Here is a 25,352-nt window from a genome sequence, read left to right as displayed (position 1 = left end):
CCCGCGGGAATAGCGGCTATGCTGAGAGAACACAACCTCCCGGGGGCACAGCAAAAGGATCAACGCCATGCCAGCCGCACACAAGGTGACCGTTTTTTTTGACGACCGGGTCCTGGCCCATGCACCGGACACCGAGGCGTCTTTTCTGCCAGCGCGCATGGACCGGCGTATTCGCCAGATTCTTGCCGGCCTCAACGTGCCCTGGCATTACCCGGAACACCCCGGTCGACTCACCGCCATTATGCAGTACCTGGAGGCCAACCCGATTGACGGTCTCCGGTTCGCCAGCGGTGCCAAGGCAACCCCCGAACAGCTGGCCCGGGTTCACACCACGGCCTACCTCAACGAACTGTATGGGTTGCGCGGCCAGAACGCCTGGCTGGACGTGGACACCACCGCGGTCTCCCCCGGCAGTATCGACGCCGCGGAAGTCGCCGCCGGAACCGCCGTGGCGGCGGTCGAGAGTGTGGTGTCGGGAGACTCCGAGAGCGCCTTCGCCCTGGTACGACCGCCGGGCCATCACGCGGAGCCGGTCAGGGCGCGGGGTTTCTGCCTGTTCAACAATGTCGCGGTAGCGGCCGCCCACGCCCAGGCCGAACTCGGCTGCGAGCGGGTTCTGATCGTCGACTGGGACGCGCACCACGGCAACGGCACGCAAGAGATTTTCTGGGCCGATCCGGACGTGCTGTTTTTCGATCTGCATCGGGCCGCCCCGTTCTATCCCGGTTCCGGCCAGCTGGAGGAAGTCGGCGCCGGTCTGGGCGAAGGAACCACGGTGAACGTGCCGCTTCCGGCAGGCACGGGCGACGCGGCCTATCTCAAAGCGATCGATGAGATCCTGGCCTCTGCCGCGGACTGGTTCCAGCCCGACCTGGTGCTGGTCTCCGCCGGTTTCGACCCCCACTGGATGGACCTGGCCCTGAACGTCTCCTACGAAGGCTTCGGTGCCATGGCGGCAGGCATTCAGGCGATTGCCCGCAAGCACTGCGATGGTCGGCTGGCCCTGGTTCTGGAAGGCGGCTACAACCTGGAATCGCTCCCTCGCGGCGTCCATTCGGTGCTGGGCGTGCTCGCCGGCGGACCGGTGCCCGAACCCGGCATTTGCGGTTTTGCGGAAGTTGAAGCGGCGGCCGGCTTCCATCACGACGCTTTCCAATCCCCGGATCTGGATTAGCCGTCTATACCGTGGCGGCCTGGGCGCCGGCCTGTCGACGATCCAGTTTGCGGTAGCCCAGCGCTTCGACGATATGGGATTGGGCCAGACGCTCGTCGCCGGCCAGATCCGCCAGGGTTCGCGCGACTCGCAGAATCCGGTGCAGCGCCCGCGCCGACAGCCCCAGCTTTTCCATCGCCTGGGCCAGCAGGCGCTCGCCCGCCTCGCCCGGGTGGCAGTAGTGATCCAGGGCGTCGCCCTTGAGATCCGCATTCAGCGACCCGCGCTCGCGCTGCATCGCCCGGGCACGCAGGACTCGTTCACGCACGGTGGCACTGTCCACGGCCTCCCGATCCTGGCGCAGCAGGGTTTCGCCGTTCTGGACGGGCACCTCAACGTGCAGGTCGAAGCGGTCCAGCAACGGGCCGGAGAGACGGGACTGGTAGCGCAGCACCTGTTGCGGCGAGCACTGGCACTCGATGCTGGGGTGGCCGCGATAGCCGCAGGGGCACGGGTTCATGGCGGCGATGACCTGGAACCGGGCCGGATAGGTGACCTGCTGGGCCGCCCGGGAAATGACGATTTCGCCGGACTCCATGGGCTCGCGCAGCACTTCCAGCACCTTGCGGTCGAATTCCGGCAGCTCGTCCATGAACAGGATGCCCCGATGGGCGAGCGAGATTTCTCCCGGACGTGGGCTGCTGCCACCTGTGAGTTATGATAATAAATGCGACTATAGGGTCGTTTTCTGATGAATTATGATAATGAGGCAGAGCCTGTGACCAAACCCGTCCGTGCGATTCGGCCGAATAGCAGAAGTACTACGGGCTATTTCCCGCCTTTCGGCGAGTACGAGTCGACGTTGGAAAGAGACTTTATGGAGATATTGAGATTTGACCGAAAGGTTGAAAGCTATCTTCCTCAGCCGGTCACCATAGAATTTCTCGACACCGCAGGTCGACGGCGGCAATACACCCCTGACGGTCTAATTCGTTTTCTTCCCGAAGAAAATCTCCTACCGGTGCTCGTTGAGATCAAGCACCGTGCCGATTTCCGAAAAGACTGGAGAAGCCTCCTTCCAAAGTTTCGTGCCGCAAAGGCTTATTGCCTGCGGCAAGCCTGGGAATTTGAAGTACTCAGCGAGAATGAGATCAGAACGCCCTACCTGGAAAACATCAGGTTCCTATGGCCTTACCGATCAAGACAAATCGAACCAGGCCTGAAGCAGAGAATTCTGGAGGTACTCTGGGACTTGGATGAATGCGATCCAGAATTGCTCACATGTGCGCTCTGTAAAACCTCATCCAATAGAGCAGCAATGATTGCCCCAATATGGCACTTGGTTTCCGAGGGCACGATCGGTTGCGACCTCAACAAACCAATTTCTATGAAGACACCTATCTGGCCAATCGGGGATATCCAATGAATAGTCATTTTCGCCCGGGCCAATTGGTCTACTGGCGCAATCAAGCGGCGATCATACTCGAGCTTCAGGGACTGTCTGATGCGATCATCCGAACCGTTGAGAACTCCCAAACAGAAGTCGCGCGGACGACCGATCTGACCAGAAACCCGACGAGCGAAAAACCTCTAGCCTCCTATCACCTTTTAGCTAGTGACAAGGATTGGGACAAAGCTGTTGCTCGATACGAAGTCATTCGCCCTCTGTTGGAGATGACTAGTCGCGAGAAAAATGATGTTGATGCAGTAGCGGAGAAAGCCGGTAAGAGCACGGCCACGATCTACCGGTGGATACGTCGCTTTGAGGAGACAGGCTTGGTTTCTTCACTGCTACGATCAGCTCGTGCAGACAAGGGGACCTCGAAGCTCCCAGACGAAACAGAGGAGCTCATTGCCAGATGCATTGACCAGTACTATCTCAGGCAAGAACGACCGAGCGTCCTTGGTTTGTTTCGACAAATCAAACTTGCCTGCTACGAAGACGATATTCCGGCACCGACAAAGAGCACAGTCTATAGCCGGGTATACGGAATCGAGGAACGGGAGCGACTTCGTCGACGATACAGTCCCAAACGAGCATCAGAAAAACTAGAACCGTTGAGAGGCAAGTTTCCTGGAGGCAAATTTCCAAACGAAGTCGTCCAAATCGATCACACGCCCGTCGACCTGATCGTTGTCGATCAAGAACACCGCCTCCCAGTGGGGCGCCCCTATCTCACCATCGCACTGGATGTCGCGACCAAAATGATCACTGGTTTCAGAATGACACTGGAAGCACCTGGCGCCTCCAGTGCTGGCCTGTGCGTCGCTCATGCCGCTCTTGCGAAGGAGCATTGGCTAGCCAAGCGTGACATCCATGCCGAGTGGCCCATCTACGGAAAAATGAATAAAATTCATGTAGATAATGCCAAAGAGTTCCGAGGCAAAATGCTACGTCGAGCTTGCAAGGAGCATGGCATTACCCTGGAGCACCGCCCCAAAGGACAGCCAAACTATGGTCCACACGTCGAACGTGCATTTCGGACCTTCATGCAAGAAGCGCAAAACCTCCCAGGAACCACCTTTTCGAACGTCCAGGAGCGATTTACTTACGACTCCGAGGGCAAAGCATGCATGACCCTGGATGAGCTTGAAACTTGGTTTACGGTATTCATTGTCTATTGCTACCACCACCGCTCGCACGCGGGAATCAACGATTACCCGCCCATTAAGCTCTACCACGAATTTGTTCATGGAAATGCTGATACTCCGGGCATCGGCTTGCCAGCCCCAGTCGACAACGAGGAAAAGTTTCGACTCGATTTCACGCCATACCTCGAGCGAACCGTCCAAAGACAAGGCGTCGTTATAGATAACATTCACTATTTCTCCCCAGTACTCCGTAAATGGGTCGGCGCGGCCGAAGCTAAGGGAACGTCTAAGAAACGAAAGTTTATATTCGCCCGCGATCCCAGAGATATCAGCGTGGTTTATTTCTTCGATCCAGACACAAAGACTTACTGCCCTCTCCCCTATCTCAACAGCACCCGACCTGCAATCAGTATTTGGGAGCTAAGGGCAGCTCAGAAGTTGCTACGCGAACGAGCCATCCAGCATGTCGATGAGGAAATGATCTTCAAAGGCATCAAAGAGATGCGACGCATTGAACAACAGGCGATAGAAAAGACTCGGCTTGCCAAAAAGCAGCGCGCCTCCGAGAAACGCAAACGGCGTATGGCAGAGCGCAGAACCCAGTGGCAAGACATTCACACGATCGAAGAGCGACCAGCAGAAACACCGACGATAGAGGCATTCGACGACGAGCCCATCGAAGCATTCAACGACATTCAACTCAGCGAGTATTAATAATGGCGGAATACAGTCACCTTCACCCAGCTACCCGTCCCTATGCGGATGCGGATACTAACACTCGCATTGCCTGGCTGGAGAAACCTCGCTGGATTGGATACCCAAGAGCACAGGAAATTCTGGGAAAATTGGAGGATCTCCTCAAACATCCTCGGCAGCCCCGCATGCCGAGTATGTTAGTTATCGGTTCTACGAATAACGGAAAGACCAATCTCATCCATAATTTTGCGCAACAACACCCTGCAGATGAAAACCCATACGGCGAACACATACTGGCTCCGGTTTTGTATATCCAGGCTCCGCCTACCCCGAGCGAATCCGGCATTTACTCGGAAATACTCAGCACGTTATTCGAAAGGGTACCCTCATCTTCTGATGCCGCTCGTCGGGCTCGGGTAATCGACTTGCTAAGAAAGATCGAAACCAAAGTATTGATCATTGATGAGCTTCATAATGTCTTGGCAGGAAGCTCTGTGAAGCAGCAACACTTCCTCAACGTCATCAAGTACTTGAGTAATGAGTTGCAGATGTCGATAGTGGGATGTGGCACCGGTGATCTTCTTCGGGCCGTCAGCATTGACCCTCAAATCCAAAATCGATTTACGCCAGAACTACTTCCTCGCTGGCAACTCGACACCCAGTTTAGAAAGCTCTTGAAGTCATTCGAGATGACGCTTCCCTTGAAGCAGGCTTCCCAGCTTCACGAACGGCTGCTCGCCAGCAAAATTCACGCGATGTCAGAGGGGACTATTGGTGAACTCTCTGCGTTACTCAATACGGCCACCAAGTTCGCAATTCGAAATGAGCAAGAACAAATTGACGAGGAGGTGCTCAATGCTTGCGGTTATGTCGCGCCAAGCGATCGGACGCAGTTAGCAGCAAATCTGTAAATGCGATGCTGCCTATACATCCTCAGCCTTTGCCCGATGAGATTCTCTCATCATGGATGACACGGCTCGCCCTTGAGAACCAGTTTCCTCTTCACACGTTCTATAACAAGTTAATCCAATTCAAGGGCGAGATCTGGAACCGCGATACTGATCGCTTCCTGCAACCACTGCTATTGAGCCAACTGGAAAAATACACCGGCCAACCTCAGGCTACTCTACAGCACCTCTCACTACGGTATTACGAGAGCATCTTGTTCGACCATCTGAGCGAGGTCGGGAATGCCCCATGGTTAATACCACTGGGGATCTATCATCGACGTCGGAGGCGATTCGGAATTCACTATTGCCCTGTATGTCTCGCTGAAGACCGGGATCCCTACTTCAGGCGCAAATGGCGACTTGCATTTTACGTTGCCTGCGAGAAGCATCGGTGTCTCATGGAGTCAGGCTGTCCAAGGTGTTCAGCTCCAGTCACTTACTATCGCTTGGGAATGGGCAGGTCGTTCGAGATAAAAAAATATAAGCTGAGCACCTGCGCTTCTTGTGGATACAACATGGGATGGTCGAAACCTCGGCAGCTTCATTCAGCGGATCCACAAACGGAAAATATACTCTTCGATCTCCTCCAGACTTTCGATAGACAGGGTTGGCACCCACCCGTTCCATCGGCTTACTCCGCATTATTGTTTTTCAAAGGGCTCATTACGCTTGTGCGATTGCTAGGACGGAGGTCTGTGAGACAACGACTGGAGCCACTGGCGTCGGAATACCAGTTGCCCAACCAGCCTAATAGGCACTGCGAATTCGAAATTAGTTCAATTGAAGTGCGCTCAATGCTTCTGATGGCCGCGCTGAAGCTTATTCAAAACTGGCCGGATCGATTTGTAGAGGTCTGTCAAACTACAGGGCTCACTAATTCTAGAATTACAGGCGACCTACTCAATGAGCCCTTCTGGTTATCCCAAACGATCCGATGTAACCTCAGCCGGCCCAATACCGCATTACCTGTGGAAGAAGCGAAATCTATTCATCAGTACCTCCAAAAACACAACCTACCTTTCACAAAAATCAATATTCAACGGACGCTTAGCTGCTCAAGACGCTATGCAACTCGCATAATGGAGACACTTCACCGCGAGCAGACTGAATAGGCGCGAATGTGGTAGATTTTAAACTCACACCCAATCACCAAAAGCTGCCACAGTCAGTCCAAATTTGGCGCCAGTCTAAAGCTCTCGATATCCATCCTTTTGATGTCGGCTGCATTTTTAAGATGGAGCAATATGTGATGTCCTCTAAGCTCCGCACTTGGGGTTGAATCGACATTCCAACTGTTAAGCAGATATCCCACCTGTGCCTTTCTGACCTCTTTACTGAAGCACCCGTCTTGCATCCCAAATTCTTTCTCAATGGCGAGTCGGCTATGACGGTCTAACCTTGGATGAGCTTCAATGATCAATTTCACACATTCACTCCAATCGGCATCCTCGCCCACGACTTCATTTGAGCCCACGCTCTCCCTACTTAGCAATTTTGCAGAGACGACTCGGTTAAGCACGAAATCCGAAAACTTGGACCGTTTCCGGTCATAAGCTCGGGTATGCCAGCGAAGTCCATTATTCATCAGGGAATGTGGACACACGACTCGAGATGATTCTCCACTAGACGTCGACACATACGTAATCTCAACCGGTCGTTTTAAGGAAATAGCTCTGGAAAAGGTTGCCGTGATATCCAGCGCGGGTTTTTCGAGCTCTATGAAGTGCGCACAACGAAAATCCTCTTTTCCATCCATAACATCGCCGAAACCACTCGTTAGGGTGGATAGACATTTGTCAGCAGAGAGTGGAAGTTGGCATCGGAAATCGCTTATCGCGACGTAATGCTTCTGCCTGGGATCATAAACGATGTTGTCCGGAGCTGCCTCAATATAGGCGCTCAGGTCACGGGTTGCTGCGGCAGATCCAACATCGAACCGCATCATGATGTCTTTACGTGTAACCCTGCCGGTGAAGTAGGCCAGAAACTCAATGTGTGCGAGCCTTTCCAGTTGTTGGCCTGAAACCCCTTCAAAAGGCACCTTGCTCATTTCTCATCCTCTCAGTCGAAGTTTCCAGAGCTTTGTTGCTTGGATCTACTATAGGCACGGCAAACCTCGCATTCAAATCATTTCGATCATAGCCGTCATATAGATTGACATCATCATAATGATTCGTATTATAGGGCTGACACTAAAAAGCCCGAGCGGTGTAATACCGGCCGGGCTCGTTAGTGGACCTGAACCGCCAATAGGCAGTAGGTACCAGCTTTCGTCGGCGAGGATTCTACTGTCGCTTGGCATGCATGTAAACGACTAGTTCGCGAGGAGAACAGTCATGGCAGTGAATCGTCCTTATGGCGACAACAAGCGTATCGGTGCAGTTCGCAAGCGATCCCAAACCCAGATGAACAACGGTAAATGGGTCAAACGCGACGCAGAAACGGGCCGTTTTATGGACGTAAAGTCCGATAAGCGCCCGTTTAAAGGCGTTCGCAAGGAGGCTCGCTAATATGTCAGCACGGTACGAGCTCTTTACCGGCAGTAACTCGCAATATTACTTTCGCTTGAAGGCTAGTAATGACAAAACCATCCTGCAGAGTGAAGGCTATGTGAACAAAGGCGGGGCGCAGAACGGCGTTGAATCCGTCCGGCAGCACAGTCCTTTTGACAAGTTCTACGATCGAAGAACATCGAACGCCAGGGAGCCTTACTTTGTCCTTTACGCATCGAACGGGAAGATCATTGGCACGAGCCAGATGTATTCCTCGACGTACGCCAGGGATGAAGGGATCGCCTCGGTCAAGCAAAATGGGCCGAACGCTCCTTTGGTGGACCTGACATAGGTTCACAAAATTCCGCGAGTAGTACCCAATACCGCCTTGCTCCAAAGGCGGTATTGACCTTCTCCAATAGAGTCCAGTTCTGTGAAATCTCACCTTCCCAATAGAAGCGTTGACCTGCCGAATAGCCTTCTTTGACGTTCGGGAGATGCTCTCTCTTACAATATCTGCGCCGGTAACAAAACAACATGGGCACCCGAAATCCTTTCGAAGAAATGCACGCCACTCTGCATTGAGTGCTTGGTTGGCTTTACATAAAAGCAGGTTGCCCAGTTATGCGAAGACAAAATTCGTCAATAGCTGGGGCGCTACGGTCTAGGCGAGCATGTAAAAACGAAAAATAAAAGAGTGCTTTAAGAATTTTTGGATTTTTCTCGTAGCGAATGTACGACCCGCTATAGCCTTGACCGTATGCTGGGCTCGGCTAGGGCCAACACCTGTCTTGGCGGGCCAATGTCGCTATCGAGGCCCATCTCTACTAAAGCGTAGAGAAGAAGAGCTTTTCTGCATTTCAAGGTTAAACCCGTCTCGTCCATGTTGTAATCCGTTTTGACGAGGGTTTTCTGTGCTTCTGATAATGACGGATGAGGTATGATGCCAACTGGAATAATTTCTTCCCAGTCCTCATCCTTAGGTAATTCCGAGGCCAGCGGGCGAGTCCTATCGGCGACAGCTATTCGCCCTATCACGAAATCGCGATAGTCGCTACGTGAATGGCAGTAAGCCCTGACGTGCCAGCGACGGCCATCTGAAACCAGAGCTTTCGGTGTTATCCATCTTTCCAGACCTGTCGGTTCTTTCATAGAGCGATAGACAATCAACAGATCTCTGCTCGATCTTATGCACTCCGCAATATTCCTTGCCACAGCAGGGTCAATATGACGCTGGACTTGAGGTAGCCACTGAAATATCGATTCTCCAGTTGGAAATTGGTCTCCCAACACAGAGTGCGCCGCCAATTTATCCAGGGTCGGAGAGCCAAATATAGGTAAGAAATAACGGCCCGCCACAAAGCAGCGCTCGCGACGATCATACAGCATGTTTCGAGGCGCAAGCTTTTGGTAAGCGCCAAAGTCTCTTGATGCCACGGATCTATGGATATTGAACGTCTCCGTAAGATCTTTGGAGGTCAGGCTCCCTGACCAGAAGAGACGTGTCTCTATGAAGCGCAAGCGCTGGGTCTGAAACCACTCGCCTCTCGCCGAAGACAACAGCGATACGGGCTTTTCGCGCCGCTTAAGCGGTGTCTTTAGTGTGGAGCCTGTCATATCAGCTAGTTAGTAACTCATGCGGGTGATTTGAAGCGTAGTATACCCTACCGGCTCTAGATCGTCGCTTAAAGCAACATACCTTGCCAGCTTCAAACTTCTTCACGTAAGATTGGCCTGTCGCTTTAAACAACAGGATGTGGCTGGCTTAATGATAGGTACGGAGATCCCGCCGGAAATACTGATTACTGCGCTGGCTTCACGGTTGGTGGATCTTCAGAGTGCGCGCCTGGATGAGGGTGCGGCTCAACTGAAAGCTCCCGAAGCCACCCCCAACGCTGAGCATCGAGCCTACGTAGCCGCAGCACTTCTGTTTGCTTTAGACAAGGCGTTGCTGGACGGCGTGACTGAGTTTGTGGGTATACAACGTCTTCACCAAGGGCTTCAGGACGGTGGATATGCTCTCTCTGAGGAGCAACTTAGGTTTTCTGCACGGTTTCTGGGTAATGAGCGCGAGATACGTTATCTCGGCGAAGAGAATGAACCCCTCACAACAAGAAATCTGTCACAGCTGGTGCGTTATCAGGCTCGTCAGGATCGCGTAAAGCTCACAATGGCGGGCCAGCAATTCGTCAGGATGGTTCGTCATACCGGAGAGTGGCTGTACGCGGACAAGGATATCGAGAAGCTCTCAATCGCAATTCGCAGTGGCCTATTCTCTGATATTGGTCGTCTGTGTGGGGAGATTCAAACAACCCTGCGAATGCAAAACGAACGAATTACAGCATTACGGGAAAACCCCTCGACCGAAACGCTGTTATCAGAGTATCTAGAACATCGAGAACATTTCAGTGAAATGCTGGATAGCGCCCTCAACGCGGCGTTGGACGCAAAGGAAGTTCTTAGTACGGAGGATACTCGACGACGCTTGGAAACCTACAACTTGGCGCGACCTGACTATCCGATCCATCGTCGAGCCCTCAATGATGCTGTTTCGGTCGTGCACCAAGCTACAGAAAGCTTGAGCCGAAACTGGAGCGGCCTTCTCGCAGATCTCCAGAATGATAAGCGCCAGCAAATGGGGGTACTACGCTTTGATCGGATTCTTGATGCGTTTGTCAGTACTCCCCCCACAGAAAAGGCCATGGTCGCATTTTTAGCTGGTTGTTGTGGTTGGATTCAGCGGCCGCAAATCGTTGGTGTTGACGCCCTGATTGGAAAGCTAAGCCCTGCAGTAGAGCCCAAAGAGAAGCCAGATTTGGTCTTCGACATGGACCCGGCGATCGATGAGGCCAATGCCGAATTTCAGTCCTGGATAACCCGAAATGGCCCCGCCATTCTCGAAGCCGTCGATCAAGGACCTGTTCAACTAGTAGATCTCATTACTAACGCTGGGTTACCCGGCTGCCCTATTCATTCCATCGCGGAGTTTAGCGAAGCAATCGGCATTTACTCCATTCATGACGATGATGAAGAGTTATTTCTGGAGGTTGTTCAACTTCCGGAGATGGCGACGGTTGAAGGCTGGAACCACCATATTGGTGTTACCAATGTTGCACTACGGCGCTGCGTCCGAGAGGAGAGTTGAACAATGACACCGGCAGAGATGGGGATTGTTTATAACCAGTTAGTAAATCAGCGCGCTATCTACTCTGGGAAGATATCGAATCGGCGTCGCTCCAAAGAAGAAATCGAAGCAGCTGAAATACTGGATAAAGCCCGTGGTGACCATGCTGACCTAGACGACTTTCTTGAAACGCAAGGACTGATCCTGCATCAGGTTGATCCTTTTGCTATAGGGCTTGGCATGGAGGGGCGTATTTATATTGCATTGAGGAATCCTTCCGTCCCGGCACCCAGTCATCTGGCCCCAAACGACGTTATACAGGAGCTGATTGATGAGCGCCGCCGCTCCGAGAATAAGGATTCTGCGGCGATATGGGCCTCCTTTATGTTGCTCACCCTATTTTATTTTCTCTATACCCTAGAGGGGCGTTCCATTGAATCGGTTAGCGAATTCAAAGACAGCGCTGTGGATCAAGAGGAATTTATTGAAGAGGTCCGTAAACGCATCGAGAGAATGCGCAATGAAGGCCTACCTGGCGCTGAGAATGATGAGCGCGCGACCTTTGTTTATTCAACGCTGACCGACATTAGAGACACAAATCTCGACGCACGTGCGCGTTCCTTTTTCAACGCGATGGTGAAGCTCAAGGTGCTAGAGCCAACTGACTACAGCGTTAAAGCCAGCGGTGGAGCGGTTTACCGGCAGTCCCTTTGGTCAGCTATAGATACGGCTGAAAATTTCTCTCGTCACATTGGTCCCGTTCAAGCAAATGGCTTGATTAGCGGCGGAAAGCTCAATGACGTACTGACCACGGCGCTACCTGAGCAAGATGGCGCGGCATCCTCAGAGGAAGGGAACGCATAATGTCTGTCATCAACCGCATGGAAGTTAGCAACTGCATCAATCTTGATAACTATCGCCCAAATCAAAAAGATTGGTCGCCCCATTATCCGTATTTGGAAATCAACTTCCGTGGGTTGAGCGCAGCCATTAAAGCGACCAATGGAACAGGCAAGACGACACTTAACAACGCCTACTACGCGCTGGTAACGCGAGACCGTTCAATGACTAGTAAGTTCAAGTCAAGGATGGCTCCGAAGCGTAAGGGCGTATGGTCGCATTTCCGCTTGGAAATGCTTTATCAGACGATGGAGGACAATCTCCGTGGCCCACAGTTGTTCGGTATCGAGGCCCCCGGCGAGGCGTGGGTGTTTGGGATGTATGGCTACAGTGATGATGAAGTGCGTTTTTATTGTTACCGAGGTCATTTTGAAGACTGCCCACTGGCAATAAAAGAAGGTCACAAAAGATCGCTGGTCCACAATGAAGAATTTGCCTCGGTGCTAAAGAGCATGACCGATGCGAATACCTCCCTAACCGTGTCTGACTGGAAGAAAGCTATCGGTCGCCATATCGATGAGAGCTTGACTCAAAAAATGCTGGCTTATCATAAGGCTGGTGGCGGTGACGGAACCGACAATTTTTTCAAAGTGGACTCTCGTGCCGGTGAAGACTACGACACCGCGTTCTTCTACAGCCATATAGCTCCGGAGACTTTAGTCGATTGCATGGGCAGCTACGCCGAGGACGATGAGCGTGGTTTTGAGGACACATTGCTGAAGAGCGCTCGGGAGGTCATAACAGCGCGGTACGAAGTGGATAAGTCCGCGAAGAAGATAGAGAAGCTAACCCGGACGCACGGACTGTTATCTGCAGCTAAGGGCTTTGCGGAAGACCATAGCTATGCCCAGGAACAGTTTGAGAAGCAAGCTCAGGATGTGATGGCGGAGTACCACTTTCTGCGTCAGGGAGTGGTCGACAATCCTTTGCCTTTGCTACCAATTGTAATGTCCCACAATCACTCCCAGTCGCAGGTAGTCGCTAATAGCATGGTGCTACAGGATGGCCATTGGCTATTTCCAGACTACGTATTGTCTCAGCTAGTTGGCTCAGAATCTAAGGTGATAAATCAGCTAGCCTTTCGGAAAGGGTTGACTTCTGAAACTCTAAGGCGATCCCAAGTCATTGAAATACCTTGTGACTTAATGAATCGCCGGCGCGAGGATAGAGGTAAGCCCGGAAGGGCATACAGTCGTCAAGAAGCCCTAACAATCTGTCGGGAGTCTACTAGTTTTGCTGAAGGTTGGTCCCAGGATGCCGCGCTACGCGCCATCAACTACGCCTGGGATTGGCGCACGGGTGAGGGAGAACACAACATCTTCCGCAAACTACGCCAGGAATCCGAAACACACATCGAGGCGCTTGGCCAGGAGATTGATAAGGATGAAGCTAACTGGGAAAAGAAAAACGGTGAACTTCAACATCTGAATAGTGAAATCCAAGGCATAGAGCAGGCCGAACTGGCCTTGTCAGCGATGCGTCAAAGCCAGCTTTTCGATAGCGAAGAGCTCGCCAGCCCGTTTACGACTGGGAGGCAGGTCCATGGGGAATATCGAAAAGCGGTACAAGATTTAAGAGACCTCGACGATCAGAATGTCGCTTTAGAAGACGGCCGAAAATCCTATGCCCGCATCGTACAAGAGTTCGGCCCACAATCTCCGGTTGAAGCTTTCGAGTTGTTAAATGCGACACTGGAGAATGCAGAGACTGCAGCTTCGAATGCAAGGCATGGGCACGAGAACGCAAGGGAGGATGAGCGCCAAGCTGGTAGGGCACGTTTAGCGGTTCAAGATGATCTAGAGGGCTTACGAAATCAAAAAGGTGAAATTGATTATCTTGCCCCCTACATGCGGAAGTATGAATCGTCATTTCCCGGAGAGAATCCGTGCGAGTTGGCTGAATCCGTGCCGAACGAACTCCAAGATGCAAGGTCCCTCCAAGCGAGACTGGAAGTAGAGGTAGGCCGTGCCAAAGAGGTTTGTCGTGGCTTTGAAGATCTTGAGCCGGGTATCCAAACCTATCGGAGTATTTTCAATGACGAAGCCCCACAAGGTCTCGCTGAAGCAGTGACTCGTGCTCTCAGCGACGCTGAGCACGAAATAGAATGGTTGGCCAGCCAGCAGGAACAAGCATCAGACAAACTGACGGAGCTTACTGAAGGGCAACGCAATCTCACCGATACGAGATCGCGCTTCGGGCAACGCGTAGACCTAAAAACCTTGGAGGCTGAGCTTGAAGAGCGTGAAAACCTCGCGCGTGCAACTCTTATGAAAGCAGAACAAAGCATTGATCGGCTGGCGCCGATGGTTGCTGATTTAGAGGTTTTTGAGCAAACCTTCCCGAATAGCTCTCCCCACGAGGTGCTGAGACATCGAGGTGAACGGCGCAATAGGATTGCGGTTGAGATAAACCGTTTCCAGGTCACGCTTCGCATCACCAACAACCAGATTGCTGGCTTGGAATTTGGTGGGAGTGCCCCGGGAAGAATCGGCAGCGAAGTACTGGAATGTGTTGGCGAAGCCCCGCTCCTTGTCCACCAAGTCATTAAAGATATGGCGTTGTCGGGTGATCGCGAAAATGCAGTGATGGCGCATTTCTCCCATGTGCTGCACAGCCCGGTTTACGCGGATGTTGAAGAGGCTGGTCGTGCGCTGACGCGCCTAGACGAAGCTGGTCTTGAAGTGCCGATATTCTCCCTTGAAGGTTTGCACGACTTTTGCCGGGATGGAGACCTGTTTTCGCAAGGTGACTCGGTTCGTGGTCTGTTGGCAGGGATGCATACCCCGCAGGTTAAAGCACTCCTGGACCCATCCCTGGTCCCAGATCTTATCCAAGGACTTCAGGAGAAGGCTTCGGATATTGAGCGTGAGCTATCTTGTTTGGAAACTGAGTTAGCGGATCTTGGGCCTGATTCTGAGATCAGCCACACTATTTCTCGCGCCCTGCAAGCTATTCAAGAGGAGGCAAGAATCGCGCTAGTCGAAGCGCGAGAGCAGTACGGTCTCACAAGCACGGAGTTGGAGACTGTACAGGCACATCGATCCGTTGAAGTTATCAGGTGTATCCGATTGGCCGCAGACTATGTCGAAGCGGGTGGTGATCTGGCGCTTGAGCAACAAAAAACTGAAGTTTCACGGCTTCGTCAGAAATTCAATGAACTCAACCTTGAACTACCCACACTGAAAGCTCGAGCATCCGAGGCCGCCCTCGCCGCCATCCAAGCGATGCTCGAATTCTTAAAGCTAGGCGGTGCTGAGGCGAGAGATCGGAATGTGCAAGTACTCCGAAATTCCACTCAGGCTCTAACGGACATTCAGGAAAGATTGCCGACGCTAAGGTTTCGCTATGAGCAACTTCCAATTATTACCAGTGCCAAAAGGTTTATAGAACTGGGTGGCTGGGTAGAAGCCCAAGCCTTAGACAGCCACCTAAACGAGGCTGAAGGTCGTTTAAGCAAGGCCCAGCAAGCTGAAAGCGACGCGAGGGCGCGTGTTGAACAAACGGAAGCATTGGTCAAATCTACCAATAGCCAACTGATTGAAGCGTCCAAGGCGGCCTCGACTTGGAAAGGTGATCTTGCGCGAGCTATCGAATTTGAAAAAAACGATGGTGTGTCCTTCGATGCATCATTTGGTGAAAAGAGGCAGTCTCGACTCGAAGCTGTTGAGCGCGCGGATAAGCGAACCCGATTTCAGTTCGATCAAGCGCAGCAGGCTATTGATGCCGAAAATGATCCCTTTTTCCGCGACAATAAAGTAAAGCAGCGCGATGAGCTCGCTGACACACTGAGCATACTGCGCACCCGGTTAACAGACCGACGCAAGGATCAGGATGATGCCCGGGCGGAGGTTGAAGTCCATCGGCGTTCACTAGATAAGGCCGATGCGGCTGCTAAAAGAGTTCTTGATCAATGGAAGGCCGTTCGAAAAATCACTGCTGATTTACCGATTGATCAAACCGCTGCCGCTATATCGGCAAGCAATGTCTTCGTCGAAGATAGTCTCCACATCGCCTCGGACTTGAGAGAAGCCTTTGCAGAGGAACGATGGGCCGATGCCCTAGAAAAATTGGACGACCTGGCGGAAAACGCCGAAAGTTTCCCGTTGAGCAAGCGTCAGCAAACTATAAATGAGCTTACGAAAGTACGCCAAACGGCGTCGAATAACTTAAAGAAAGAAGTCCGAAAAATTTTAGATATGCATGACAATGGACTTTCTGAAGGTGAAGTTGAAGCACTATCAGTCCCCCCATCCGAGGCCGATCTGACCCGATCTGTGCTGGACCTATACCGTCTTATCGACAGTCATCTTGTGAAGGCTGAAGAAAAGCATCGGTTAAACGAGCAGGACGTTGAGGCCAACAAGCAGCGAATGCTAGATTCCATGGCCGGGTTCACCGGTAATGCTCAAGATAATTTCGACCTGCTGAAACGTGTCATGAGTACAAGGGGCGGAGGCGCATCGATCAAAGTCTCCGGAACGGTAATTGGTGCCGAAGGTATGAGAGAGACGCTCAATAGCCTGGTTGACGAGATCGACACCCAGCTCAGTCGTCGAAGGGAAGACCTCGAGTCAGGGAGGGGAGCCAAGGAGAGCGAGCACGCTTTCTCTGAGCGCTTACGTGAGATGATCCGTTCAGAATTTTACCGCGCGGCCTTTAGGGCTCCAGAGGCAACTGATTCGTCCGGTCCGAGAGTGTACTTCAATCACCCACAAATTGGTGGCGGGAGAGATATCCCCCTATCAAGAGATGTGTCTACCGGACAATACAACGCACTGACGCTCCTCATCCTGGTGAAACTCGCCGACTTTTCCATGCGCCGTGATGCCCGCAATGAATTTGATGGTTTGGCGATTACTCGAGCAAAACGGTTGTTGTCTGCTCGCACGGTCATGATTGATGGGCTCTTTTCAAACTTAAGCGATAAGAAGATGATCCGCGAGTCGTTAAGCGTATTGCGGTCACTCAAAGGGAGCTTCCAACTGATTGGCTGGATACACAATCAACAATACGACAATGATTATGAATTATTTCCTGCTTGCGTGAGCATCCGTCGTACCGGCTTAAAACGAGGCTATGTGTTAGCTGAGGAGGCCGGCGGCCCTCCTCTGCCTGAAACCGAAGAGGTTGCGGCACTGGAAGCGCATATAACGCCGATGGCCATTGACAAGGTGAACAATGCCTGAGCTGCAGCGCGAGTTAGTCGAAGACTTTATACGCAAGGCAGCTAGAGGGGGGCGCCCACTCCAGCCCGGACGGCTCTTGGAGAGAATCGCTAACCACACCGGTCTTTCGATAATAGACATTGAAACCTGCCTATCTGTATTGGCCGAAGAAGGACTCATAGAAGGGGTAAGCCGAAGCGGGCGGCCCGTAAAGATGATCCGCTGGAAGGGCGCATCGCTCGTCGAGATTAATCCATTGGCAATAACCGTGCGAGATTACTTCGGAAGAAAGGGTGTTACCGTACCTGACGTCGACTGTCTAGCGCTCTCAAAGGCACTTGATGGGCTCGATAAGTCCGACGTCACACGTCTTTTGGATGGCTTGTATGAGTTGCAAGGTTTTGCAGGCGATGGCGTCTTCGCCTCGGCACGCCATCTTCTTGGTTCAGCGAAGGCTTTGAACGGATTGTCCTCGGCAGGTAGATTCTTGAGTGATCTGCCAATTCAGGATGTGGGCGAGATGTATGTCATAACGGCAGGGCCTGTCGATGCTGAGGCGGTTCTGTTGATCGAAAATCCCCGATCATTTACGTCCTTTTCGAACTCGCGTCATGTCGAAAGGGTGTTGGGTGTCGCCAGCTACGGTTACGGCCTGTCTATGCAGAACTTCGCGGCGCATCTCCATGCGGGTAAGGTGACGGCTTGCCCTTCCCGTGGCGAGCGGCCGGATCTCAAAGAGCTCATTCAAACTAAGCCGGTATTCTTTTGGGGGGATCTAGACAAGGAAGGGTTGCGCATTTTTGAGAGCCTGCGGCATAGGATTCCCAGCATCAAGCTGAGTTCGGCCTATGCGGAAATGGAAAAGCTAACATCTATTCCCGAACGGAGTCACCCCTACCATCGGTTATTCGAAAAAGCAGGCCAGCGCCAAGCGAGGGGGGATACGCCTGAAGTGGCCTACCTGAGTAGAGTGTGTCGTCACCGGTCTGTAGATCAGGAGGCTCTAGGTGAGAACATTAACGAGATTCAGCTAACTATGCCGTATGTTTGCGACCGCGACCGCTCCCGCCAAGGAAAAACAGACGAATAGATTCTGTTGATCAGCTCGAAACTTCCTCCACAGAGCAGCAGTGTCAGGTGTGGGCACATAACCGCATCAGTGTAGAGCGTGATCTCGTAGGATTCGAGCCAAGCAAGCAGCTCGCTCAGTGTAACTAAAACTGGTTTGGCATTCTCAATCGCTGCCATTGCTGCTCGGCGTGAAGGAGGGCCCGCGCGGATCAACATTGACACCATGAACTGAGGGACGCTGGTTTCCAGTGCCGCAAGTACCATTCAGTGAGACGTCACCGTACATAAAGTGCAGTTCTTGACTTACCCCGCTATGCGATCCTTTCAGACTGGGGAAGTATCATCCAGCAGTCGGCAAGCATTGAATTCACAATCCATAGAAAGGATCTTCTTTCAGCTTGTCTGCGCGTTTAGGCCAGTCAATGCTTTTCGAGTAATCATTCCAGCGTTTCCATGCACCTTCAGGTCCATCATGGGCAGAGACAAATGCCAAAAATTCAGGAATATCCTCCTTTACGAATAGCTGTATCTCCAAGTTGGCGAGGCCGAAAAGGGCCTCGACAAGAATAGAGCGGAGATCTGACTCGGGATAATCGCCGGAATAATACCGTTCTTCGAGGGTCTCGGCGCTGTCACGGACTCCTGCCTCAGTAAGCTCACCAGTTTGCCATTTTACCAACAACTTTATGAGCTTACGTTGCAGCTTGCTAGCCTCTTCAGCCTTAATTGAAAGGTATTTTTTCAACCGCTTTGGCGACTTGGCCTTTTCTTGCAACTAATTAAATAATTGGAATTGAACTTAGAGTTCCCGAAAAGAAGCCACTAACGAGGCTGTAGAAAAACTCCGGCACTTTCCGAAGCCCACAAATTGATCATTTTACGTACTGAAAATTGCACGCTCTCGTGAAATCTCAAGCAGCTTGCATCGAAAACTTTGCCAGATTTCGCGTAGCGGCGCCGTCGCCTCAAAGGCCGGGGTTTTTCTACAGGCTCAACGGCCAAGCGCAAAGGCTATTTCAACCCAAGAATAGAGCCAAGGAGCTATACGCAACGCTTGGCCAGAAATCACGTATCTGGAAAATGTTTTTCTAAATAGAGCATAAATTTTTCCAGGGAGATATCAGAGTCCTGTAATTCCGAATAATCCAAATCATCCTCAATGTGAACTACGCCTCCTTTAACATCTATGTAGATATTGAAAGTATTTGAAATAAATTCTTTTTCTCTATTATCACCGTTGGCTACGCTGAGCGCGATTTCATCTCTGATTTTCTTAGCGAGGGCTGCCGAGCAATCCTCGCTAAGAAATACCTCAAGTGCTGTTTTCAACCCCAGCTCCATTCAATATGGGTAAGCAGTTTGCACGCGGCCTTCCCGGACCTTGACCTCAAGTCGAGAAGTACTCGCCCCCTCTCTGTTTGTTCCAATAGCTTTGCCAAAATTATGCTTCACACTGTATCCACCGCCTTCCTTAGCAGTCGCCTTTCCATAGCGTAAAGCTTGATCGACATAGCGTTTAACTTGACTGCGGGTAGTCCCGCTGGAGAATTTACTCACACCGGCACTCGCTGTAGATGGGCCATGCCTCATCATAATGTGATCCAGCGCATGCATCGCTCCACCACGCTTGTACCAGTTTACACCCCACTTAGCTTCGATTCGGGAGCCAGAGAAACCAAATTTTTCACTCAGGCTTTTGATGGTCCCTGCACTTGGCGTTATTCCGGGTGGGCGATACAGCTGGATGGGGAGGAACGAAGCAGACGACTGCACCTGAGATACTGCTACGATTGAGCCTTCGATCAGTTGCCCTCGCCCAGGGGTTCCTCCCATCTCCGGTCCCTCGTTGTTTGGAGTCTTTGGAGGAATTTGCCTCAGCATCCTCCCATCTCGATCAGTGTTGCTGTATGGGTTGTTGCCGGCGTATGCGTAACGATTGAAGGACTGAATGTCGGATTCATGCCACTTCACTGGGTCTATAGCAGTAAACCGGCCAATTGCAGACGTGAACCAGCGAGCCTTGTGATCAGCCAACCCTGTCTCTTCATCTAACCAATTCCCGGTATAGCCTCGTTCATCAGTATTCGTGGTTAGCTTCAACCCCCATGGATCATATGCCTGTTGCCAGATGACCGCTCCACTACTGTCAGTCGCGGCAATGGGGGAACCTAGGTAGTTATTGTGGTAATAGGTCACTACCTCGGCAGCATTGAGACGGGAAACCGCGATGAGCATGACCGCCAGAGCGGCAAGGGTGTTTGCGATAAAACGTTTCATGTTCTGGCCCTCCCTGACCATTACTGACCCACGACGGTAGTGTCGTCAGACACTTTGGCCGCCACCTGGGAATCCACGTAGATGTATTCCTTAAAGCCGGCAGACTGGTCGTACTCGCCGAGCAAATCCCCCATGCTGTCGTACAGCACATGCATGGACTCGGTGGGTGAGGTACGGCTAACACGCGTGCCCGCGCCGTCGTAACCGTAATCAATAACATCTGAACCGTTATCGATAGACGCGAGCCGATTGGCGCCGTTGTAGACCATGACATTACTACCATCACTGGTCATGTTGCCGCGCGTATCGTGGGTAATGGTGTAGTAGAAGCTGGGGAAAACTCGGTAGGTGAGCTTCTGGCCGCTGTAGTAGTACTCCTGGGTGGTTCCGTCCCTATCGCGGGTCTTGATGTTGCCGCGGGCGTCGTAGGTGATGGTTTCCGTGCCCCAGAGACCCGTCGCCGACGTCATGCGGTCGACGCCGTCGTAGCCCACGGTCACGCCGTGCAACGAACTGGCATTATCAACAATGCTGGTGACGTTGCTGGCCGAATCGTATCCAAGATCCAGATCCACAAAGTCGGTCTGGCCATTGTTCACAACCAGGGTATCAGGCCGTTCCAGGCTGTCCAGTGTCTGCGTCGTGACAACGCCGTTAGCGTAGGTCATCGATGCCACCAAACCGTTACCAAAATGGTCCACGTCGGTGACATACGGAGTCGCCTGCGTTTGCCAACCCAGAGCGTTGGTCCCATAGTCAATGACCCGACCGCTGGGATAGGTTAGGCCGCTCACTTGGTCGAGCGTGTCGATGTCGTACACCACGTCGTAGGATACACTCCCAACCGAAAGCGCCTCGTCCGTCAAGTTATCGTTGGCGTCGTATGTGTAGCTGCGTGAGGCGACGGAGCTACTGACTAACTTGAGATTGCCATTGTTATCGTAGGTGTAGGTCGCTGTCGGCGTGCCATCCGAATACGAGACGGTTTTTAGTCGGTCCAAATCATCGTAGGTCCGCGTTTCAACAATGCCACTCGTCCCCACTTCTTTACTGGTCATATTTCCGACATTGTCGCGACCGTAAACAGTTGTGCCAGACTCGCTGTGCGTTTCCTGCACGAGAAATCCTCGGGCATCGTGGGTATACGATCGCCGAAACCCTTGAACCGTGTTATCTGACTGCAGCTCACCCTGAAACACCTCGTATACTTGGCCGAGACCGTTCCGCCGTATGTTGGTGCTGATAGACTCGGGCGAGTTAATGGTGCTGAGCCATGCACGATCCATAGTCCCTTGGCTGTTAAAGATACGGTCCGTCTCATTGCCGTTCTCGTCGACAACGTTCACCTGGAATCCCGATGGGTATGAAATCGTCTTAGATGTTTGATCGGCATGTGTGACGCTAACCACACGCCTAAGCGCGTCGTAAGCTATGGTGTCGCCTTGCGAGCTGTTGGGATAGCTCTTGAAAGACGCCAAACCTACACTGTTACGAGTCACCGTTGTTTCAGAGATGTCGCCTGTTGCAGTGTCTTCGTGCTTCATCCCAATATCACGCCCGAAACCATCAAAGGAGCGGGTTTCCTGGAAGTCACCGCGGGTGAGGACAGCAGATTCGTCATCGTAGACAACGGACACACTCGCGTGGATCGGGAAGTCGATCCCGATAAGCCGGTGCAGACCGTCCCAGCTGAAGTCCGTAGTGTAGCCCCGGCCGTTGGTGGACGACGCGAGGGTGCCGTTCGCATTGATGACACGACTCTCGGACACACCCTCAGGGTGGTTAATGGTTTGGGCGGCACCGCGATAATATCCGGAATAAGTGGTGACGTTATTGTTGGCGTCAGTTACGGTCGCAACATCACCTTCCGTCGTGTAGGTATAGGTCGTCAGAACCCCCGAATTGTCTTCGGTCAGCATATTGCCAGCACTGTCGTAAGTTCGATTGATTGTCCACTCGGTCACCGGCGCACCATTCGGATAATCGATCACATCTTGAGTTACCAAACCCAGAATCCAGTTGCTCGCATCATGGCTATAGGTCTTGGTGGTTGTGCGATCGACTCCTTCGGTAGTGTTGGCTGTCTCAACAGTGGTAGCAGGGAAACCATAGGCGTCGAAGTCAGAGTACTGCGTCTCAACAGATGTGCTTTGTCGCCAATCCGTAATATTGGTCAGCAGCGGTACAACGGTGGTGGTGTCGATTTGGGTGGTATCCCGGCCATGCCAGAAGTTTTCATTGGAGAGCAGCAGGCTGCTGTAGCTATAAACTTTTTGTTCCAACAGTGTTCCGCTAAGATCGTACGTCTCCTTGGCCGCCTTTAGGCCAACTTCCCAGCGGGGCACCGCGTTTTGGTATCCGAAGTGGTAGTACTTTTCCTGATGATCCGGGGCGACCACCATGGTTTCGTCGTAACCACTGCCGCTCGAATACGATGGCGTGTAGGTGTATGACCAGGTTGCCGGCGTGATATCGCGGCCGCCGTTGGTTTTCCCTACGAGAACGGTCGTTGCCTTTTGGGCTCCTGAGTCGAAGTAGGTATAGCCGTAGTCATAGTCGATCGTACCGCCGGTGGGATAAGTGACAGTATCGACTGCCAGGCTCCCGGCATCGCCGTTGGTCAGCAACGGATAATAGGTGTAATCCCAACTGAGGCCATCCGGTCGGGTTACCGACGTCAGTTGCGGGTACGCGGGGCTGGTGCCGGCGGTGTAGGTGTAGTTGTACGTCCAGGTTTCCCCGTTCGCCGTGATCGAGGCGAGGTGAATCGCATCGGTATTCACGTTGCTGTAGCTGTAGCTGACCGAGCGTCCATCGCTGGTTGAAATAGAGTCGATGTAGGTCACGCCCACCGTATTGGTCTGGTAATTGATCGTCATTGAGTTGCCATTGGCGTCCTCGATGTTGGTCGCATACCAGATCACCTCGTCGGAATCGGTATCCCGGTAGTCCATGGTGTAGGTCGTGCCATCAGGCGACTTGACGATAAAGTCGTTATTGGCGTTACAACTCGCGCTCCACCACTGCTTGGTAATGAGCTCCGGGCTGTGCTGGTCTGCAAGCACCAGCAACTGCCGGCTCCCGTCAGGGAGCTCCAAGGACGGGTTGTCGATCACAGAGACCGAATAGAGATTCTGGTTACAGGCCCGGTCGGAATAAGTTTCAGGTATGACTACACGGCCGAAGTGCATGTCCCAGCCATAGCCATAGGGGCTATAAGATAGAGTCGCGTCCTGCGGATTGTTATAGACCCGGTTGATCTGGAGATCGAAACCGCCGTTCCCTGGGATGACCAAATCGGTGTAAGTCAGTTGGAGATGCCCGGAAAATGGATCAATGTGCTCACCGAAATTCTGATTGATCGTATCCTTGAAAGGATTGAGCCCGGGTTCTTCGTAATAGTCGCGGATGGTCGCTTGTGCCGAGCAAGTCAGCGCAGCGCCCACGATCAGGCACGACACCATTCGAGCGTGAAATGACATGAGTCACCTCCGTGTGGTTTGTATCAGAGAAGAGTTGCGTCAGTCCCGACGCAGCTGAGAGCTATGACCTTGAAGGCGGATTCCCGGCCGGAAGCTCCTGTGGAATAAGCGTTTTGGGAGGACCGCCTGCCTCAAAGCGGATCGTTTGTGCAGGCGGATGGTCAACCCCTTTCGCATTGACACGGGCTTCCTCGCTCGAAAGTCGAGATAGGTCGTCCTGGCTCTGGAGCCGAGGATGGTTTTCAGATACCTGAGACGCGGACAGCGCCGTAGCGCCTTCGGGGATGTGGGTATTTTCACCGGCGAGAGACGCCAATGAGAACGTCGACAGCAAAGTCGCAATAGCAATAGTGCGGTACATAGTTCACTCCGTGTGAAACTGTTCAGTCCTTGATCACACTAATCACTCTTAGCACGCTGATCTTGCATCGCAAGTCTCGTTACAAAGAAATACAATCTTCTTGAACTGACACCGAGCTCATGACCTCAATGTGATTTTTAGAAATCGCTTGCAGTTCCTTAAATTTAGTAGCCGTTTCAAGCGTGATCTGAAATTCAAGGCAGGTCCATTTTTTTCTCCATGACGATACATAACGTTACAAAGGGCCATGACAGCATCCCAGTACAGAGACACTGAGTCAGCCAAATTGATAGGCTAATGATTGAACCGAGCAAGAATATCAGTCAGCGACTGTTGATCAGCGCAAATATTCCCATACTGCTCGTAAGCCAGGGGAACAAATCATGATGGGATTGTTGGAACAACTTGAGAATTCACGTCGACAATGCTCACTGGACGACGCGCGCAGAACGCTCGATAATTTGTTCGCCGATCTGCAAAGCGTTGCCAATGGAAACATCGCGCCGAAACGTGATGATCACAGCCCTCTTTATACGATCACACCGAATGGAGAAACCATTCGAATGGATGATCCTAGCTGCCAAGCGAAGAGGTAAGCATTCTATGAGCACAAAAGCATCGATTACGGGCGGCGAACGCCACCACCTTTACTTTGAAGAGCTGCTGTCGGAACACCCCAAGAGTGTCTTTCTCGAAATCACTTCCCCGTCAGAATTTCGAGTTACAAAAGAAACATATAAGGGTTCTTCCACAGATAACCTGGTCGTCGAAATTCCAAGCGAGACAATGGATGAAATTGCTATTGCCTGGATTAAGCAACGAGGCTTGCAGGGAGCTCTCGGCGGACCAGTTGGTGCTGAATTCGGAGGCCCCGAGTGTCCGTATGATTGAGCAGCATGAACGTCAACCGCAGATGGTTTAAAGCTCAAATTTATTCAATTTCTTCGCTATGCTAGGAAGCTGTGAGGTGGACCCCATCAGTTGGACAGCTTGAAGGTGCGGTTAAGCTCTGATCCAGTTTTATTCCCGGTTCAAGCTGCCAGGGTCATGGGTTGTTGGTAGTACACCTCATCCGGTGTTTGGTAATCA

The 25,352-nt window shown here is 52.2% G+C and carries 19 protein-coding genes and 1 pseudogene; 12 read left to right on the top strand and 8 right to left on the bottom strand.

What is annotated here, in order from left to right:
• The first annotated feature begins 67 nt into the window (after nt 1–67).
• Nucleotides 68–1,174: a histone deacetylase gene (locus EB809_RS18865; RefSeq protein ID WP_123636400.1), complete on the top strand. Its 1,107-nt coding sequence runs from the start codon at nt 68–70 to the stop codon at nt 1,172–1,174.
• Between the two features lie 4 nt (nt 1,175–1,178).
• Here EB809_RS18865 and EB809_RS21200 read toward each other — a convergent pair whose 3' ends face one another.
• Both EB809_RS21200 and EB809_RS21195 read right to left on the bottom strand, forming a co-directional pair.
• Entirely contained in the window at nt 1,179–1,481 is a 303-nt protein-coding gene (locus tag EB809_RS21200; protein WP_263317012.1) for an Mg chelatase-like protein, read from the bottom strand.
• Nucleotides 1,482–1,535: 54 nt separating this feature from the next.
• Nucleotides 1,536–1,850, bottom strand: a pseudogene (locus EB809_RS21195) (ATP-binding protein); the annotation flags it as partial.
• Nucleotides 1,851–1,931: 81 nt separating this feature from the next.
• Between EB809_RS21195 and EB809_RS18855 the strand changes: the two are divergent.
• Genes EB809_RS18855 through EB809_RS21295 form a run of 4 tightly spaced genes read left to right on the top strand, consistent with a single transcriptional unit; the run spans nt 1,932 to nt 6,503 of the window.
• On the top strand, nt 1,932–2,579 hold the full coding sequence (locus EB809_RS18855; protein WP_190294970.1) for a TnsA endonuclease N-terminal domain-containing protein: 648 nt from the start codon (nt 1,932–1,934) through the stop codon (nt 2,577–2,579).
• Nucleotides 2,576–4,459, top strand: coding sequence for a Mu transposase C-terminal domain-containing protein (locus tag EB809_RS18850; RefSeq protein ID WP_123636398.1), 1,884 nt, complete (start codon nt 2,576–2,578; stop codon nt 4,457–4,459). Before EB809_RS18855 ends, EB809_RS18850 begins: the two co-directional genes overlap by 4 nt.
• Before the next feature lie 2 nt (nt 4,460–4,461).
• Nucleotides 4,462–5,352, top strand: coding sequence for a TniB family NTP-binding protein (locus EB809_RS18845; protein ID WP_123636397.1), 891 nt, complete (start codon nt 4,462–4,464; stop codon nt 5,350–5,352).
• A 5-nt stretch (nt 5,353–5,357) separates the two neighbouring features.
• A complete protein-coding gene (locus EB809_RS21295; RefSeq protein WP_123636396.1) occupies nt 5,358–6,503 on the top strand; it encodes a TniQ family protein in 1,146 nt (381 codons plus the stop codon).
• A 53-nt stretch (nt 6,504–6,556) separates the two neighbouring features.
• Here the strand turns inward: EB809_RS21295 and EB809_RS18835 are convergent, their stop codons facing one another.
• Nucleotides 6,557–7,441, bottom strand: a complete 885-nt coding sequence (locus tag EB809_RS18835) for a WYL domain-containing protein (protein ID WP_123636395.1) — start codon at nt 7,439–7,441, stop codon at nt 6,557–6,559.
• A gap of 286 nt (nt 7,442–7,727) precedes the next feature.
• Here EB809_RS18835 and EB809_RS21005 point away from each other — a divergent pair, with 286 nt between their 5' ends.
• Both EB809_RS21005 and EB809_RS18830 read left to right on the top strand, forming a co-directional pair.
• A complete protein-coding gene (locus tag EB809_RS21005; RefSeq protein ID WP_190294969.1) occupies nt 7,728–7,901 on the top strand; it encodes a hypothetical protein in 174 nt (57 codons plus the stop codon).
• 1 nt (nt 7,902) lies between these two features.
• Nucleotides 7,903–8,235 (top strand): YegP family protein, encoded by a 333-nt coding sequence (locus EB809_RS18830; protein WP_123636394.1) that lies wholly within the window; start codon nt 7,903–7,905, stop codon nt 8,233–8,235.
• Between the two features lie 392 nt (nt 8,236–8,627).
• Here EB809_RS18830 and EB809_RS18825 read toward each other — a convergent pair whose 3' ends face one another.
• The gene (locus EB809_RS18825) at nt 8,628–9,272 is read right to left on the bottom strand and encodes a WYL domain-containing protein (protein ID WP_190294968.1); all 645 of its coding nucleotides are present in this window, start codon (nt 9,270–9,272) and stop codon (nt 8,628–8,630) included.
• Between the two features lie 379 nt (nt 9,273–9,651).
• Between EB809_RS18825 and EB809_RS18820 the strand changes: the two genes are divergently transcribed.
• Genes EB809_RS18820 through EB809_RS18805 form a run of 4 tightly spaced genes read left to right on the top strand, consistent with a single transcriptional unit; the run spans nt 9,652 to nt 18,162 of the window.
• On the top strand, nt 9,652–11,028 hold the full coding sequence (locus EB809_RS18820; RefSeq protein ID WP_123636392.1) for a hypothetical protein: 1,377 nt from the start codon (nt 9,652–9,654) through the stop codon (nt 11,026–11,028).
• Between the two features lie 3 nt (nt 11,029–11,031).
• Complete coding sequence (locus EB809_RS18815) at nt 11,032–11,871, top strand: hypothetical protein (RefSeq protein WP_123636391.1); 840 nt, start codon at nt 11,032–11,034, stop codon at nt 11,869–11,871.
• Entirely contained in the window at nt 11,871–17,093 is a 5,223-nt protein-coding gene (locus EB809_RS18810) for a hypothetical protein (RefSeq protein WP_123636390.1), read from the top strand. The genes EB809_RS18815 and EB809_RS18810 overlap by 1 nt, the downstream gene beginning before the upstream one ends.
• Nucleotides 17,086–18,162 carry a Wadjet anti-phage system protein JetD domain-containing protein gene (locus EB809_RS18805; RefSeq protein ID WP_123636389.1) on the top strand — a complete coding sequence of 359 codons (1,077 nt, stop codon included), beginning with the start codon at nt 17,086–17,088 and terminating at the stop codon, nt 18,160–18,162. The genes EB809_RS18810 and EB809_RS18805 overlap by 8 nt, the downstream gene beginning before the upstream one ends.
• A gap of 348 nt (nt 18,163–18,510) precedes the next feature.
• On the opposite strand, the gene EB809_RS18795 is transcribed toward EB809_RS18805, so the two are convergent.
• From EB809_RS18795 to EB809_RS18780, 4 genes are all read right to left on the bottom strand, one after another.
• Nucleotides 18,511–18,888 (bottom strand): hypothetical protein, encoded by a 378-nt coding sequence (locus EB809_RS18795; protein ID WP_190294967.1) that lies wholly within the window; start codon nt 18,886–18,888, stop codon nt 18,511–18,513.
• A gap of 320 nt (nt 18,889–19,208) precedes the next feature.
• Entirely contained in the window at nt 19,209–19,472 is a 264-nt protein-coding gene (locus tag EB809_RS18790; protein ID WP_123636387.1) for a hypothetical protein, read from the bottom strand.
• 12 nt (nt 19,473–19,484) lie between these two features.
• Complete coding sequence (locus EB809_RS18785) at nt 19,485–20,420, bottom strand: RHS repeat domain-containing protein (protein ID WP_190294966.1); 936 nt, start codon at nt 20,418–20,420, stop codon at nt 19,485–19,487.
• A gap of 20 nt (nt 20,421–20,440) precedes the next feature.
• Nucleotides 20,441–23,902: a DUF6531 domain-containing protein gene (locus EB809_RS18780; RefSeq protein WP_123636385.1), complete on the bottom strand. Its 3,462-nt coding sequence runs from the start codon at nt 23,900–23,902 to the stop codon at nt 20,441–20,443.
• 964 nt (nt 23,903–24,866) lie between these two features.
• Here EB809_RS18780 and EB809_RS18775 point away from each other — a divergent pair.
• Nucleotides 24,867–25,154, top strand: a complete 288-nt coding sequence (locus EB809_RS18775; protein ID WP_123636384.1) for a hypothetical protein — start codon at nt 24,867–24,869, stop codon at nt 25,152–25,154.
• Nucleotides 25,155–25,352: the final 198 nt, after the last annotated feature.

Source organism: Marinobacter sp. R17, assembly GCF_003789045.1.
Taxonomy (GTDB): domain Bacteria; phylum Pseudomonadota; class Gammaproteobacteria; order Pseudomonadales; family Oleiphilaceae; genus Marinobacter_A; species Marinobacter_A mangrovi.
The sequence above is the reverse complement of the archived record's forward strand: the minus strand, read 5'-3'. Positions and strand labels throughout refer to the sequence as shown.

Excerpts from the sequence above, each read along its gene's own strand:
- EB809_RS18865 (WP_123636400.1), top strand. The coding sequence starts at position 68 with ATGCCAGCCGCACACAAGGTGACCGTTTTTTTTGACGACCGGGTCCTG.
- EB809_RS18850 (WP_123636398.1), top strand. The coding sequence starts at position 2,576 with ATGAATAGTCATTTTCGCCCGGGCCAATTGGTCTACTGGCGCAATCAA.
- EB809_RS18845 (WP_123636397.1), top strand. The coding sequence starts at position 4,462 with ATGGCGGAATACAGTCACCTTCACCCAGCTACCCGTCCCTATGCGGAT.
- EB809_RS21295 (WP_123636396.1), top strand. The coding sequence starts at position 5,358 with ATGCTGCCTATACATCCTCAGCCTTTGCCCGATGAGATTCTCTCATCA.
- EB809_RS18835 (WP_123636395.1), bottom strand. The coding sequence starts at position 7,441 with ATGAGCAAGGTGCCTTTTGAAGGGGTTTCAGGCCAACAACTGGAAAGG.
- EB809_RS21005 (WP_190294969.1), top strand. The coding sequence starts at position 7,728 with ATGGCAGTGAATCGTCCTTATGGCGACAACAAGCGTATCGGTGCAGTT.
- EB809_RS18830 (WP_123636394.1), top strand. The coding sequence starts at position 7,903 with ATGTCAGCACGGTACGAGCTCTTTACCGGCAGTAACTCGCAATATTAC.
- EB809_RS18825 (WP_190294968.1), bottom strand. The coding sequence starts at position 9,272 with ATGCTGTATGATCGTCGCGAGCGCTGCTTTGTGGCGGGCCGTTATTTC.
- EB809_RS18820 (WP_123636392.1), top strand. The coding sequence starts at position 9,652 with ATGATAGGTACGGAGATCCCGCCGGAAATACTGATTACTGCGCTGGCT.
- EB809_RS18815 (WP_123636391.1), top strand. The coding sequence starts at position 11,032 with ATGACACCGGCAGAGATGGGGATTGTTTATAACCAGTTAGTAAATCAG.
- EB809_RS18810 (WP_123636390.1), top strand. The coding sequence starts at position 11,871 with ATGTCTGTCATCAACCGCATGGAAGTTAGCAACTGCATCAATCTTGAT.
- EB809_RS18805 (WP_123636389.1), top strand. The coding sequence starts at position 17,086 with ATGCCTGAGCTGCAGCGCGAGTTAGTCGAAGACTTTATACGCAAGGCA.
- EB809_RS18785 (WP_190294966.1), bottom strand. The coding sequence starts at position 20,420 with ATGAAACGTTTTATCGCAAACACCCTTGCCGCTCTGGCGGTCATGCTC.
- EB809_RS18780 (WP_123636385.1), bottom strand. The coding sequence starts at position 23,902 with ATGTCATTTCACGCTCGAATGGTGTCGTGCCTGATCGTGGGCGCTGCG.
- EB809_RS18775 (WP_123636384.1), top strand. The coding sequence starts at position 24,867 with ATGAGCACAAAAGCATCGATTACGGGCGGCGAACGCCACCACCTTTAC.